11 protein-coding genes are annotated in these 14845 nt (G+C 62.3%); 3 read left to right on the forward strand and 8 right to left on the reverse strand.

The window, feature by feature from the left end:
* Positions 1-173: 173 nt before the first annotated feature.
* Both uvrD and hexR read right to left on the reverse strand, forming a co-directional pair.
* Positions 174-2378 (reverse strand): DNA helicase II, encoded by a 2205-nt coding sequence (gene uvrD / locus HUS66_RS16435; RefSeq protein ID WP_175072277.1) that lies wholly within the window; start codon positions 2376-2378, stop codon positions 174-176.
* 143 nt (positions 2379-2521) lie between these two features.
* Positions 2522-3409 carry a transcriptional regulator HexR gene (gene hexR / locus HUS66_RS16440; RefSeq protein ID WP_175072278.1) on the reverse strand — a complete coding sequence of 296 codons (888 nt, stop codon included), beginning with the start codon at positions 3407-3409 and terminating at the stop codon, positions 2522-2524.
* A 282-nt stretch (positions 3410-3691) separates the two neighbouring features.
* Here hexR and HUS66_RS16445 point away from each other — a divergent pair, with 282 nt between their 5' ends.
* Positions 3692-3892: a PA3496 family putative envelope integrity protein gene (locus HUS66_RS16445; RefSeq protein WP_112055624.1), complete on the forward strand. Its 201-nt coding sequence runs from the start codon at positions 3692-3694 to the stop codon at positions 3890-3892.
* A 148-nt stretch (positions 3893-4040) separates the two neighbouring features.
* Here HUS66_RS16445 and HUS66_RS16450 read toward each other — a convergent pair whose 3' ends face one another.
* The 5 genes from HUS66_RS16450 to amaB all read right to left on the reverse strand — a co-directional run bounded on the left by HUS66_RS16450 (position 4041) and on the right by amaB (position 11312).
* Positions 4041-5381, reverse strand: coding sequence for a sodium-dependent transporter (locus HUS66_RS16450; protein ID WP_175072279.1), 1341 nt, complete (start codon positions 5379-5381; stop codon positions 4041-4043).
* Positions 5382-5723: 342 nt separating this feature from the next.
* The gene (locus tag HUS66_RS16455) at positions 5724-6554 is read right to left on the reverse strand and encodes a DUF72 domain-containing protein (protein WP_175072288.1); all 831 of its coding nucleotides are present in this window, start codon (positions 6552-6554) and stop codon (positions 5724-5726) included.
* Between the two features lie 238 nt (positions 6555-6792).
* Entirely contained in the window at positions 6793-8322 is a 1530-nt protein-coding gene (gene nhaC / locus HUS66_RS16460; protein ID WP_175072280.1) for a Na+/H+ antiporter NhaC, read from the reverse strand.
* Between the two features lie 148 nt (positions 8323-8470).
* A complete protein-coding gene (gene amaA, locus HUS66_RS16465) occupies positions 8471-9751 on the reverse strand; it encodes an L-pipecolate oxidase (protein ID WP_175072281.1) in 1281 nt (426 codons plus the stop codon).
* Positions 9752-9818: 67 nt separating this feature from the next.
* Entirely contained in the window at positions 9819-11312 is a 1494-nt protein-coding gene (gene amaB / locus HUS66_RS16470; protein WP_175072282.1) for an L-piperidine-6-carboxylate dehydrogenase, read from the reverse strand.
* 125 nt (positions 11313-11437) lie between these two features.
* Here amaB and HUS66_RS16475 point away from each other — a divergent pair, with 125 nt between their 5' ends.
* Entirely contained in the window at positions 11438-12361 is a 924-nt protein-coding gene (locus HUS66_RS16475; RefSeq protein WP_175072283.1) for a LysR family transcriptional regulator, read from the forward strand.
* Here HUS66_RS16475 and HUS66_RS16480 read toward each other — a convergent pair.
* Entirely contained in the window at positions 12358-13263 is a 906-nt protein-coding gene (locus HUS66_RS16480) for a LysR substrate-binding domain-containing protein (protein WP_175072284.1), read from the reverse strand. The genes HUS66_RS16475 and HUS66_RS16480 overlap by 4 nt on opposite strands.
* 243 nt (positions 13264-13506) lie before the next feature.
* Between HUS66_RS16480 and HUS66_RS16485 the strand changes: the two genes are divergently transcribed.
* Positions 13507-14754: a 2-aminoadipate transaminase gene (locus HUS66_RS16485; RefSeq protein ID WP_175072285.1), complete on the forward strand. Its 1248-nt coding sequence runs from the start codon at positions 13507-13509 to the stop codon at positions 14752-14754.
* The last annotated feature ends 91 nt before the right edge of the window (positions 14755-14845 follow it).

Genomic DNA, 14845 nt, shown 5'->3' on the forward strand with positions numbered 1-14845 from the left:
GAAGAATGCGGCTCCGGTTGGCGGATTCTCGGTATGGTGTTGCTAGTGTCCACCTTAAAGTATGCTTGAGGCCCGAATTGCCGGGCAAGCCCGATGCTCGTCTAGCTGGCATGGCCCACCTTTCCTGCACGGCCCGCTTGCCTTCCATTGCCCGACTGGCATCCATCGACCGCCTAAAGCGGTGTCAGCTTGGCAAACCCCAGCACCAGCCACTTGTCGCCTTCTCCTTCGAAGCTGACCTGCACCCGGGCGCGCTCGCCTGATCCCTCGGCGTTGAGGATCACCCCTTCGCCGAATACCGGGTGGCTGACCCGTTGCCCAAGCGACAGCGAAGGCAGGTCGTCGCCGCCATCAACCGATGACTGGGAGGGGGCATGCCCGGCGGTCACCGGCCGCGAAATCTGGCCGCGCAGACGCACTTCCTCGAGATACTCCGCCGGAATCTCGCGCAGGAAGCGTGACGGGCGCTGGAAGGTCTCCTTGCCATGCAGGCGACGCAGCTCGGCGTGAGTCAGGTAGAGCTTGGTCATCGCCCGTGTCAGGCCCACGTAGCACAGCCGGCGCTCCTCTTCGAGGCGGCCGGGCTCCTCCATCGACATCTTGTGCGGGAAGAGGCCCTCCTCGACGCCGGCGATAAAGACCACCGGAAACTCGAGCCCCTTGGCCGAATGCAGGGTCATCAACTGCACGCAGTCCTCGAAGTCGTCGGCCTCGTGGTCACCGGCATTGAGCGCCGCCTCGGCGAGGAAGGGCTCCATGGCGGCAGCCCCCTCACCGACCTCCTGGCCGTTCAGGGCATCGCCCTGAGTGAAGGCGCGGGCGGCATTGACCAGCTCGTCGAGGTTCTCGACCCGCGCCTGGCCCTTCTCGCCCTTCTCGCCCTTCTCGCTGCGGTGATGCTCGACCAGCCCAGACGCTTGGGTGACGTGGGTGATGATCTCGTGCAGCGCCATGCCGGCGGTGTCGTTGTCGAAGCGTTCGATCATCTCCGCGAAGGCGCGTACCGCATTGCCGGCACGGCCCTTGAGGGTGGCGTCAGCGAGGCAGTCGTGCAGCGCCTGCCACAGGGAAACGTCGGTCACTCGCGCCCGCTCGCGAAGGATCTCCACGGTACGCGTGCCAATGCCCCGAGCAGGGACGTTGATCACCCGCTCCAGCGACGCATCGTCTTCCCGGTTCAGCAGCAGCCGCAGATAGGCCAGGGCGTTCTTGATCTCGAGGCGCTCATAGAAACGCTGGCCGCCGTAAATGCGGTACGGCATGCCCTGGCGGATCAGGGTCTCCTCGAGCACCCGCGACTGAGCGTTGGAGCGATACAGGATGGCGATCTCGCGCCGCGCGGTGCCTTCCTTCACCTGTGAAGCGATGGTATCGACGATGTAGCGCGCTTCGTCCAGATCATTGAAGCCGGCGTAGAGCGAAATCGGCTCGCCGCGACCGCCGTCGGTCCACAGCTCCTTGCCCATGCGCCCAGTGTTCTGGCTGATCAGGGCGTTGGCCGCCTCGAGGATGGCGCTGGTCGAGCGGTAATTCTGCTCCAGACGCACCGTCTTGGTGTCCGTGAATTCCTGCTCGAAGCGGCGGATATTCTCGACCCGGGCGCCGCGCCAGCCATAGATCGACTGGTCGTCATCGCCAACCACGGTGATGCCGGCCTGCTCACCGGTCAGCAGCTTAAGCCAGGCGTACTGCAGGGTGTTGGTGTCCTGGAACTCGTCGACCAGCACATGGGCGAAGCGCTCCCGGTAGTGGGCGAGCAGCGCCGGATTGTCACGCAACAGCTCCAGGCTTCGCAGCAGCAGCTCGCCGAAGTCGACCAGGCCGCCGCGCTCGCAGGTCAGCTGATAGCGCTCATAGAGCTCGACCATCTGGCCGAGATAGGCATCGCCATGGGTCTGCACCTGATGGGGGCGCAGGCCTTCTTCCTTGCAGCCAGAGATGAAGTACTGCACCTGACGCGGCGGAAAGCGCTCGTCGTCAATGTTGTGATCCTTGAGCAGGCGCTTGACCAAGCGCAGCTGATCGTCGCTATCGAGGATCTGGAAGTGTTGCGGCAGCCGTGCGTCCTGCCAGTGGGTGCGCAGCAGCCGATGAGCGATGGAGTGGAAGGTGCCGACCCAGACATTACGCAGCGACTGACCCAGCAAGGCTTCCAGCCGGGTGCGCATCTCCCGGGCTGCCTTGTTGGTGAAGGTCACGGCGAGAATGGCATAGGGCGACAGGCCCTCGGTGCGCATCAGCCAGGCGATTCGATGCACCAGCACCCGGGTCTTGCCCGAGCCGGCCCCCGCCAGCACCAGCATGTTGCCCTGGGGGGCACTGACGGCCTCACGCTGGGCCGCGTTGAGGTGATCGAGAATCGCCGTGACGTCATCCATAGCGGGGCACTTCGGGTCGAAAAATGGACGCCCAGCTTAGCATAATCAGGTCCCGAGGCGGGCCGTCTGCCGGCGCCGCTGCATTGCACATCACCAACCCTTCAGGGGGGCCATCGCGGGGCCAACACGGGACGGGCATGCCGCTAGCGCAGTGGCTCGTCGCCCTCGTCCGGCTCATCCTCTTGCTCAGGAAAGCGCAGCGGGTTGAGGCTCTTCTTGACCGCCTTGAGCTGCTCGGCAAGCTTGGGCCCGCGCGTCTTGGCCACCCCCACCGCCAGCACGTCGATCAGCACCAGATGGGCGATACGCGAGCTCATCGGCGTATAAATCTCGGTGTCCTCATGAACATCGATATAAAGCGGCATGCTGACCTCGTCGGCCAGCGGCGAGTGGCTGGGGCACAGGCCGATCACCGTGGCCCCCACCGCGCGGGCTCGTCTCACGCTATCCACCAGCGCCCGGGTGCGCCCGGTCTGAGAGATCGCCACCACCACATCGCCCTGCTTGAGTGTCGCGGCGGACATGTTCTGCATGTGCGGATCGGTGTAGGCCGCTGTGGATATCTGCAGGCGGAAGAACTTGTGCTGGGCATCGGCGGCCACCGCACCGGAGGCGCCGAAGCCATAGAATTCGACCCGGTTGGCCATGGCCAGCGCATTGATGGCCTGATTCAGCGCCTCGTTATCCAGTCGGTCGCGCACCGACAGCAGGGTGCCGACGGTGGAGTCGAAGATGCTGTGAGAAAACTCGGCGACGCTGTCGCTGTCGTTCATCGAGAACTGGGCGAACTGACTGCCGGAAGCCAGCATCTGCGCCAGCTTGAGTTTGAAGTCCTGAAAACCGTTGCAGCCCAGCGCCCGGCAGAAACGCACCACCGTAGGTTCGCTGACCTTGGCCTCGGTGGCCAGGTCGACGATACGCATGTGGATCACTTCGTCTGGGTTGCGCAGCACAAAGCGCGCCACCTTCTGCTCGGAGCGGCGAAAGTGCTCCATGCGATTTCTCAGTTCATCGAACAGGGCACGGCTCACGGAAGGCTCCTTGGCAGGGATGTAGGGATGTAAAGGGATGTGGATAAAGGGCGTGCACTATACGGGTGTGGATAAATAAGCGATTCCAGGCCAGCACTCCGGTTCATCTCAGGCCACAGTATGCCCCAGCCCGGGGGGAGGATGTCACTCCGGCAATGCGCGTTCCTTTAGCGTTGAACGTCATCATTCTGTCAAGTGGGTTATAGTAAACAAGGAGGTGCCGGTCGTAAGGCAGCACTCAAGGGCGGCCGGCACAGTCATCGCCCGTCAGGAGAGTCGATAATGCGTAATGTCGAACAGGTGTCCTCCGTCAAAAGCGAACTCCTCGATATTTTCATGAGCATGGAAGTCGCCGAGCATCAGCAGCGCCAGAAGTCCGCTGCATTACGCAACCTCAGAGCCCGCCGGGGCATCGAGTTGCATAAAGAATTCAAGCGCCTGGAGCAGGACCTTGCCGATCTCGACGATGACCTGATCCAGTAGCCGCGTTCGCCCTGACCAAACGCGGCGAGCCCCGGCAGGACCGGGGCTCGCAAAGTTGTCACAGGCTAGGCCTGTAACCAGGTCTATTAATAGGTCTGTGACAGCGCGCAGGACCGGCATTCACTACCGGTCCACGACGCCTTCACCCTCAAAGACTGGAAACGAACACCGCTAGCACGCCAATCGGTGCCACGTAGCGCGTGATCAGGTTCCACAGGCTGAAGTCGTAGATGTCCATCCCCAGTTCCTTGCGTACGCCTTCCTTGTCGAGCCCCCAGGCGACGAACATGATGACGCCCAGGCCCGTCAGCGGCAGCAGGAACTTGCTGGTCAGCTTGTCGAGCAGATCGAAGATGTTCAGGCCGAAGAACAGCACCTCACTCCAGACGTTGAACGACAGCAGCGCGGCGATGCCCAGCGCCCAGGTGGCCACGCCAGCGACCAGGGTCGCGCTCACTCGCGACAGCGGCGTACGCTCCTCGACGAACTCCACGACCGGCTCCAGCAGCGAGATCGCCGACGTCAGGGCAGCGAACGTCAGCAGCAGGAAGAACATCAGGCCCAGCAGCATACCACCGCCCATATTACCGAAGGCGATCGGCAGGGTAACGAAGATCAGCCCCGGCCCAGAATTCAGATCCAGGCCGTTGGCGAAGACGATCGGGAAAATCGCCAGACCAGCACCCAGCGCAATGACGGTATCCATGATCACCACGGTGCGGGCGGTCTTGAGCAGGCTGACCTCCTCACCGAGGTAGGAGCCATAGGCCATCATGATGCCCATGCCCAGTGACAGGGTGAAGAAGGCATGGCCCAGCGCCGCCAGCACCACTTCTCCAGTCAGCTTGCTCCAGTCGGGATTGAACAGGTAGCTTGCCGCTTGACCGAAGTAGCCCGTCGTCATGCCATAGCCCACCAATACCACCAGCAGCACGCCAAGTGCCGGCATCAGGGTGCGCACTGCGCCCTCGAGCCCCTTGGTCACGCCGCGGGCCACAATGCCGATCACCAGCAGCATGAAGACCGAGTGCCACAGCAGCAGCTGTCCCGGGTTGCCCAGCATGCCAGAAAAGAGTCCACCGATAGCGTCGGCATCCTGGCCGGTGAAGTCACCGGTGATCGAACTCAGAGTGTAGGACAGCGACCAGCCACCGATCACGCTATAGAAGGACAGGATCAGGAAGGCGCCCAGCACGCCGCTGACCCCCACCATCACCCAGCCCTTGCTGCGTCCCGCGCTCTTGGCCACATCGGCCATCGAGTTGACCGGGTTCTCCTGACCGCGACGCCCGATAAGCCACTCGGCGGTCAAAATGGGCAGCCCGATCAGGGCGATACACAGCAGGTACACCAACACGAAGGCAGCACCGCCGCTTTCGCCCACCATGTAGGGAAATTTCCAGATATTACCAAGGCCGACCGCGGAACCGGTGGCCGCGAGTATGAAAGTCAGCTTTGATGACCAATGTGCGTGGGATAGTTTGGACATGATTCACCTTGAGGTTGCGTGTCGCCAACGATCGGTCAGATGCGATGACGGCTTGTGCTTGTTATTGCCACGTCCGCGGCATCATGGATCACAGGATGCCAATCAAGGGCATGACAGGATCCGGGCAGGATCTCCGCCGCTAGCCGCCGCGCCTCGGTCCCTGATCGGGGCACAAGACACGACTTTCATGCCGGGATATTGCGGGAATCCGTGCGGGTTTCACGCAAAACTCCACAATATCGAATGGTAAACGGCATGAGGGCCATAAAACTATCCGATCATGATCGCGATAGCCAGAGCGGATTGCCCCTTGGGCAGGGCCGCAACCTCAGACAAGTGCCGCTAGAGAAGGCTCGTCTGACGCTCGCCGGGGAAGGGGGCCAAAGGGGTTAGTGCAAGCCGTGCAGCGAGGCGTTCATGACAGGCTCTTGCCAGGGCCGGCGCCTGTCGATTGTCGGGTGTATGCACAAAGAGAAAAGGGGTTTTCCCCTGTTTTATCCACAGGCATAGCCTGTCGACCCAGGGCATAAAGCGGGCTTCGTTGATGGCGGCATCGAAGTGACCGATGAAGCGGACCACCGGCTGATGAGCCGTTGAGATCACGTGTAATGGGCGTTTGGGCTTTTCGCTCTGTGCCTTGGCCAGCCGCGCGTCATCACCGGCAGGTGTAGCAAACAAGGGCCGCACGTCAAGCATGACTCGATCTACCCCATGAGTTATCAACAATCGGTTGAGAGCCGCCTCGGCACTACCCTTGTGGAAAAACTCGGGGTCACGGACCTCGACACTGGCGGGAATACCGGCGGGCCATCGTTCCAGTAATGCCTCGAGCTTCGGCAACTCCCCAAGCCCGAAGTCCCGTGGCAGCTGAATCATCACCGGCCCGAGGCGATCGTGCAGCGGCGAGAGCGCTTCGAGAAAGTCATCAAGGTCGCCCTCGACACCGGTCAGTCGTCGCTCATGGGTCAAGGCGCCGGGCAACTTGAAGCAGAAACGGAAATCCGCCGGTGCCTGGCGGGCCCAGGCAGCCACGGTGGCGGCCCGTGGCGTACCACTATAGAAGGTGGTATTGCCCTCCACTGCCGAGAACACCCGCGCATAGTCCGGCAGGCGCTCGCCCTGGCTGCCATGAGGCGGATAGAGCCCACCGCGCCAGTCTTCGTTGGCCCACATGGCGAGCCCCAGGTGAAATCCGCGCGCACTGGCGGTTGGCGGGGTACACGTATCGGTCACCAGAGCTGCTCTCTTATCAACGCCAAGCGAGGTAACGGGAATGGGATTATCGCCGTCTTCCTTGCCGGTGAACAGTCCGGGCGGTGCGGGCGAGGTTCACAACCAGATAAAGAAAGCGCTCCGTCCGGCGGTACCGAACGGAGCGATCAATCAAGGTCACGCAGTGTCATGCCCTTGGTTAGCCAGAAGCCTGCGGACTAGTGGTCACGCTCGCCTGGGCAGCCGCGCCAAGATCATCCGTAGTTGCAATGGCTTCATTCTGGGATGCCCACAGATCGCGCTCCTCCTCAGTCGCTTTAGGGGAGAAGAGCCCGAACTGAGCATAAAGAATCCCGATCACCGGTGACATCCAACAGGCAAAAGCTAACGGAATATAGAGTAGATTCTCGACGTTACCATCGGCAATACCCAGCCCCAGCGCGCTGATAACGAAAGCCCCGCCTGCATTCCAAGGTACCAGTGGCGACACCAGTGTGCCCCCTTCCTCGATGGCCCTTGATAAGTTAAGGGTAGAGTAGCCGAGGCCACGATAAGTCGGCGCATACATACGGCCCGGCAACGCAATGGAGAGGTACGGATCGCCGGCAACCAGATTGGTCGATACTGACGTTAGCACCGCCGAGGTTTGTACGCCGCGGAAGCTGCGTACCTTCTTCATCAGCGCGCGGATAATTGCTTCGAGACAGCCCGTCTTCTCCAACGCGCCGCCGAACCCCAGCGCGATCAATACCAGCGAGATGGTCCACATCATCGACTGGATGCCACCCCGGTTGAGCAGGCTATCGATAGCGCTGACGCCTGTCTCGATGGTGTAGCCGTAGTTGGCATAGGTGACCACTTCATGGAGGCCAGCCCCCTGGGCGATCATAGCGGTCGCTCCCCCAGCCAGTACGCCGGCGAACAGCGACGGAATCGGCGGCATGCGCTTGACGGCCAGCACAATCACCAACAATGCCGGCAGCAGGAGCCAGGGCGAGATGACGAAGTGTGTCTCAAGGGAGTCAGTAATAGCGGTGATGCGCTCGAAGGAAGCGCTTTGGTCATCGATCATGGTATAGCCGGCCACAAGATAGACCGCCAGGGCGATCAACATTGATGGCACCGTAGTGGGCATCATGTTCTTGATGTGCGAAAACACATCGGTGCCAGTAACGGCCGGGGCAAGGTTGGTGGTATCGGAAAGCGGCGAGACCTTGTCACCGAAAAAGGCCCCTGAGACGACCGCCCCCGCTGTCCAATAGACAGGAATATCGAAGCCAGCCCCGATGCCCATCAATGCCAGACCCACGGTGCCCACCGTCCCCCAAGAAGTACCGAGCGACAGCGAGACCACTGAGCAAAGTATCATGGCGGCAGCCAGGAAAACGGCTGGCGAGAGCAAAGTCAGACCATAGTAAATCAGCGTCGGTACCGTGCCGCTGGCGATCCATACGCCGATGATCATCCCCACGCAAATCAGCACCGAAACCGACGGCAAAGACACATGAATGACGTGGAAAATCCCTTCTTCGATTCGCTTCCATCTGAAGCCAAGCTTGATGCCCACCAACGAGGTGATTGCCAGGCCAATTGCTAAGGGAATATGCGGCGTGAAATCGTCAAAATAGAATAGCTGTACGCCGAGTGCCAACAGCGTCAACACCACGGGGGTGAGCGCCAATAGCAGCCCCGGCTTTTTATAGGCTTTTGTTTTTGTTGGTTTTTCCATAACGTTTCCCTCATTTAGGATGATGCTGAGTTATTGCTGTTGTACTCGCAGGAAACAGCCTTGCCGTTTTTGTGCCATCGTCAGACAGCAACAGTTTCACCCTGGGGCCTTGAAATGGCCCTAGGATTGGCGTGACTAACGAGGGTTATTAAATCAACACACGCAGACATTGCCCGGCGTGGTAGAGGGTGAAGCCGCCTTCATAGCCAGAACTCCACAGCGGCTTGACCTTGATCGACTCAGGCGAGCGTATCGGCAGCGGCAACAGGTCATCTTCACCTGTAATCAGGTAGTGCGCGAAGCCCTTGCCCACCACCGTACCGGTGGTAACGCCACGTCCGTTGTAGCCCGATACTCCCAGGATCCCGGGGGCTGGTTCGAAGATGCGCAAGGTATGATCGGGCGTAAAGGCGATCTTTCCCGTCCAGGTGGTTTCCCACTCAACCTTGCCTAGCTGAGGAAAGTAATGGCGCTGGATACGATCCGCCCAACAGCGCACATAGGCCTGTGGACGACCGCTCCCTTTACCCAGACTGCCAAGAATCAAGCGTCCCTCGGCATCTCGGCGCATGCTGCTCAGGACCATGCGGGTGTCCCATGCCCCCTGCCGCTCGGGCAGGACATCGCCTGCGACCTCATCGGACAGCGGCCTGGACGCCACCTGGAAGAAATGGCCAGGAAAGAAATGCTCCTTCACCTGGTTCCAGTCATCCTCGCTATACGCATTGGTGGCCACCACCACTCGCGGCGCCCGCACGCTGCCTCTGGGTGTCGCGACGCGCCAGTCATCACCCTCCCGGGTCACGCCCTGCGCCGGACTATGAGTATAGAGCCGAGCGCCGGCTGCGCTGGCGGCACGGGCCAGTCCACGAGTATAACCGGTGGGGTTGATCGTGCCGGCACGCCGGTCGAGCAGAGACCGACGAATCCGCTTCGTCCCGACTTTCTGCCAGCAGGCTTCGTCCTCCAGCAGTTCCACCGGCGCACCGCGTCGCGCTAGCTGCTCGGCGCGACGCGCCAGGTCCCGCTCCCCTTTGCCGTTATGAGCCAAATGCAAGGTTCCAGTCTGGGTCGCCTGGCACTCGATGCCGTGGCGTCCAATCAGCGAAAAGACCTCCTTCGGCGCACCACCAAGGATGCTATTGGCACGTTCGCCATCCTTTTCACCCAGGGCTTTGATGATGTCATCGGGGGGAATCCATAACCCTGCATTGACCAAGCCGACATTGCGTCCCGAGCCGCCGCTGGGAATCTCACCCGCCTCGACCAGGGTCACGCCTACCCCACGTTCAGCGAGGTGCAGGGCGGTGGACAGCCCGGTGATGCCGCCGCCGATCACGGCCACCTCGGTGGTGTGTTCACCCTGCAGCGGGGCCAGCTCCGGGGGCGGCTCGGGGGAGGTGTTATGCCACAAACAGCCGTCCTTCATGACGCCTCCTGTCTTGTGGTGGTTGCGGTCACCGACGCCCCAGCGAGAGCTGGGGCGGCGAGCAGGCTCAGTCGAACTTGATGCCCTGGGCCAACGGCAGTTCTCGAGAGTAGTTCACGGTGTTGGTCTGGCGACGCATGTAGCTCTTCCAGACATCAGAGCCGGACTCACGGCCGCCACCGGTTTCTTTCTCACCGCCGAAGGCGCCACCGATCTCGGCGCCGCTGGGACCGATATTGACGTTGGCGATGCCGCAGTCACTGCCCAGGTCGGAGACGAAGGTCTCGGCCTCGCGGACGTCAGTGGTGAAGACACAGGAAGAGAGCCCCTGGGGCACGTCGTTCTGCAGAGCCAGCGCCTCGTCGAAATCGCTGTAGCTCATCACATAGAGGATGGGCGCGAAGGTCTCGTGCTTGACCAGCTCGTCCTGGCGATCCACCTCGACGATGGCCGGGGTGACGTAGTAGCCGTTCGGGTAGTCGTCGGCCAGTTGCCGCTCGCCGCCGAAGACCGGATAGCCCAGCTCACGCGCCTTACCGAGCACTGACTGCATCTGGTCGAAGGCCTGGGCGTCGATCAGTGGCCCGACTAGGCTGCCGCCCATCGGATCACCGATGGTCACGCCGGTATAGGCCTTCTTCACCCGCTCGACAACTTCGTCGCGCACGGATTCGTGGACAATCAGGCGGCGCAGGCTGGTACAACGCTGACCGGCAGTGCCAACCGCGGAAAACAGGATGGCGCGTACAGCCATGTCCAGATCAGCGCTGGGCGCCAGGATCATGGCGTTGTTACCGCCAAGCTCAAGGATACTGCGGCCAAAGCGAGTGGCCACGCGGGGCGCGACCTCGCGGCCCATGCGGGTGCTGCCGGTGGCGCTGATCAGCGGCACGCGAGGATCGTCAGTGAGCACTTCACCGGCTTCGCGCTCGCCGATGATCACCTGGCTGAGCTCGGTCGGCGCCTCGTCGCCGAACTCGGCCATGGCGCGCTCAAGCAGCGCTTGGCAAGCCAGGGCGCAGAGCGGGGTCTTCTCGGAGGGTTTCCACAACAGGCTGTTGCCGCACACCAGTGCCAAGGCGGCATTCCAAGCCCAGGGCGCGACCGGAAAGTTGAAGGCGGTGATCAGGCCGATCGGACCCAGCGGATGCCAGCTCTCGCGCATGTGGTGGCCGGGACGCTCGGAGGCGATAGTCAAGCCACACAGCTGGCGCGACTGACCGACGGCGAGATCGCAGATATCGATCATCTCCTGCACCTCACCCAAGCCTTCCTGGTAGATCTTGCCGCACTCCAGGGTCACCAAGGCACCAAGGTCTTCCTTGTGCTCGCGCAGTTGCTCGCCGAATAGTCGCACCAGCTCGCCACGACGCGGCGCAGGCACCTGGCGCCAGACTTCGAAGGCGGCCTGGGCACGCTCGATCCGCTCCAGGACCTGCTCGCCGCCTTCCATGGTCACTCGACCAAGCTCGCGGCCATCGGTGGGCGAGGTCACGGCATAGTCGCCGCCGCGGTAACGGGTATCGGCGACACCAAGGCGCTGCATGATGGACTCGATCATTCTTCCTCCGACTGTTCGTGTGTAGTTGTGAATTGGGAACGAGTGCAGTATTGCTAGCTTCATTGACCTAGCTCAAACGACGTTTTATACGAAGTTCATTCTTTTTTTTCTTGTTGAGGCACGACATGAGTCGCCGTCACCTGCCCACGCTCACCGCCATGCAGTGTTTCGAGGCCTCGGCCCGTCACCTGAGCTTCACCCGCGCCGCCGAGGAGCTAAGCCTGACCCAGAGTGCGGTCAGCAAACAGGTCGCTCAGCTCGAATCAGTGCTTGAGCAGCCGCTGTTTCGCCGCGTTCGCAAGCGCCTGCAGGTCACTCCAGAAGGAGCCCTGTACTTAACCGAGGTGCGCAAGGTGTTGGCGCAGGTCGAGATGTCCACGCGCTACATGCAGTCCTACGGGGGCCAGAGCGAGGTGCTCAACGTCACCACCCTGCCAACCTTCGGCGCCCGTTGGCTGATCCCGCGTCTCAATGGCTACCGCTTCCGTCACCCAGGGGTCTATCTGAACATCGCCAATCGTGTGGAACCCTTCGATTTCGAGGAGGAACGGGTCGACGTGGCCTTCTTCTTCGGCCACGGCGCCTGGCCAAAGGCAGAATGCATCAAGTTGCTCGACGAGGACGTGGTGCCGGTGTGTGCCCCGTCGGCGGTGCCGGACGGTGGCATCGACGACCCGCTGGCGTTGACCGACCTAGTGCTGCTGCAGAGCGCCACTCGGCCCGAGGCCTGGCACGATTGGTTCGAGGCCCAAGGCTGCTATACCACGCATAGCTATCACGGGCCGCGCTTCGATACGTTCTACATGGCGTTGAGCGCCGCCCGGGCGGGCTGTGGCGTGACCCTGGTGCCGCGCTTTTTGGTCGAGGAAGAGCTGGCGGCTGGCCAGTTGGCGATACCATGGGGCTTCTCGCTGACCAGCCGGGATGCCTATTACCTCGCCTATCCCGAACACAAGGGCGAGGTAGCCAAGGTGCGCGGCTTCATCGACTGGATTCTCGAGCACCTCGAGGCGCCGGCCAAAGTAGACGGCGCCCACCCAGCGAGCTAGCTCGCCCCAAGGTCGGCCTCGGCACACGACAGCACATGCGCCACGAAGTGGCGAACCTTGGCGAGTTCGCCGAGCGGTTCTGGATAGACCAAGTAGTAGGCGTCGGGGCTGTGCTGGGCGTGTGGCCAGGCGAGGCACAGGCGGCCAGCGTCGAGTTCGTCATCGACTAGGAAGCGCGGCACCAGGGCGAGGCCGCCCTCCATCATCGCCGTGCGGATCAGCATCTGGAAGGTCTCGAAGCGGCTACCGTGATAGCTGCGGGCGGTGGCGATACCCTGGTCGGCAAACCAACGGTGCCAAGCATCCGGGCGGGTGGACAGGTGCAGCAAGTGACAACCGGCCAGATCCGAGGCCGCCTCCAGCCGCTGGCGAGTGAGGTAGGCCGGCGCACCCACCGCCACCACGTCTTCGTCGAACAGCTTGTGGCACTCTAGATTGGGCCAGCGGCCGTGGCCATGGAAGAAGGCCACGTCGATGTCCTGTTCCTCCAGATCGAAGGCCTGGACCCGGTCGGTAATGCTCAGGCGGATATGTGGGTGGGCAGTGAAAAACGCCGGCAGGTGGGCACTCAGCCAATGGCTGCCGAAGGTCGGCAAGGTCGCCACCTTGAGCATCTCGCCTTGACCGCTGTAGGTCATGATGGCATTCGCTGACATCTCGATCTGGGCGAGGATCTTGCGCACCTCGCTCAGGTATAGCGAGCCCTCCGGGGTGAGCACCAGGGTCCGGCGCACCCGCCGGAACAGCTTGTGCTGTAGGTAGTCTTCGAGCTGGGCGACCTGTTTGCTGACCGCACTCTGGGTCAGGCTTAGCTCCTCGGCGGCGCGGGTAAAGCTCATATGTCGCGCCGCAGTCTCGAAGCACTGCATGGTGGTCGTCGAGGGCAGGTGGCGTGCCGTCATGGATCTCGGCTCTTGGGCAAAGCCGTTATTCTAGCCAATTCCATCGTCTGATGCCTCGCGAGAGACGCAATAGAGCATTCCCACCAGGCATCTACATACCCTTTAAACCGCCAGAAGAGCGATTTTATCGCTAAATTCATGAATTCTAGGAATGGGTTAGGCGTTTTTTTTCGTTTGAAGCCTCACCAGCGCCCTGCTTTCATCATCGGCATACCGACCCTTGATGAATCACAGGAACCGTCCATGAATCTTCCTCACGTCAGTGGCTCGCTGGGCATCGTGCATCCCCTCTGCATCGAGCGAGGGCGCAACGCCGAGGTCTGGGACGAACAGGGCCGGCGCTATATCGACTTCGTCGGCGGCATCGGCGTGCTCAATCTGGGCCATGGCCACCCGGCCGTGGTCGAGGCAGTCAAGGCCCAGGTCGACACGCTGATGCATTCGGCCTTCAATGCCCTTCCGCATCGTGGCTATCTGCAGGTGGTCGAGGCCCTGGATCGCTTCGTGCCGGTCGACTATGCGCTGTCCTGCATGCTGACCAATAGCGGTGCCGAGGCCACCGAGAACGCCCTCAAGGTAGCGCGCGCCGCCACCGGCCGGCAGGCAGTGATCGCCTTCGACGATGGCTTCCATGGCCGGACCCTGGCGGCGCTCAACCTCAACGGCAAGGTCAAGCCCTACAAGGCCCGGCTCGGCGCGCTGCCGGGACCAGTATTCCACCTGCCGTTTCCCAGCCGCGACGGCGGCGTGAGCGCCGACGAGGCCCTGGCAGCCCTGACTCGGCTGTTCGATGTAGAGGTGCCGAGCGACGAGGTAGCGGCGATCATCGTCGAACCGGTGCAGGGGGAAGGCGGTTTCCGCCTACTCGACGCCGACTTCGCCGCCCACCTGAGGTCGCTGTGCGATGAACACGGCATTGTGCTGATCATCGACGAGATCCAGTCCGGCTTCGGGCGCACCGGCGAGCGCTTTGCTTTCTCCCACCTGGACATCGAGCCCGACCTGCTGCTTATGGGCAAGAGCATGGCCGCAGGCCTGCCGCTGGCCGCTGTGGCAGGCAAGCCGGCGCTGATGGATGCCCTGCCAAAGGGCGGGCTGGGCGGCACCTACTCGGGCAACGCCGTGGCCTGTGCCGCCGCCAGGACGGTGATGGCGCTGATGGACGAGTCGCGGCTGCGCCAGTGGGGCGAGGCCCAGGAGGCCGCGATCGTTTTGGCCCATGAAGGCTGGCGAGAACGCTTCCAGATGGTGGGCGCCTTGACCGGGGTCGGTGCCATGCGAGGTATCGTCTTCGAAGACACTGAGAACGCAACGGGTGCCGAGCACTTAGCGGCGCTACTGGCCGCCGGGCGCGAGACGGGCGTACTGCTGATGCCCAGCGGGCGGCGGCGCAACGTGCTGCGCCTGCTGGCCCCGCTGACCGTCGAGCCTGAGATGCTGGACGAGGGACTGAGTCTCGTCACAAGGGCCCTGGAGACGTTGACCCCATGATCGCTAGGCTGGAAACCCTCGCCCGGCTCGACGCCGACTACCTGCGCTTCCTCGAGGCCCTGCGAGCCGACGGGTTCGCAGGCGAGATCGC

This window comes from Onishia taeanensis, from assembly GCF_013349955.1.
Classification (GTDB): Bacteria; Pseudomonadota; Gammaproteobacteria; order Pseudomonadales; family Halomonadaceae; genus Onishia; species Onishia taeanensis_B.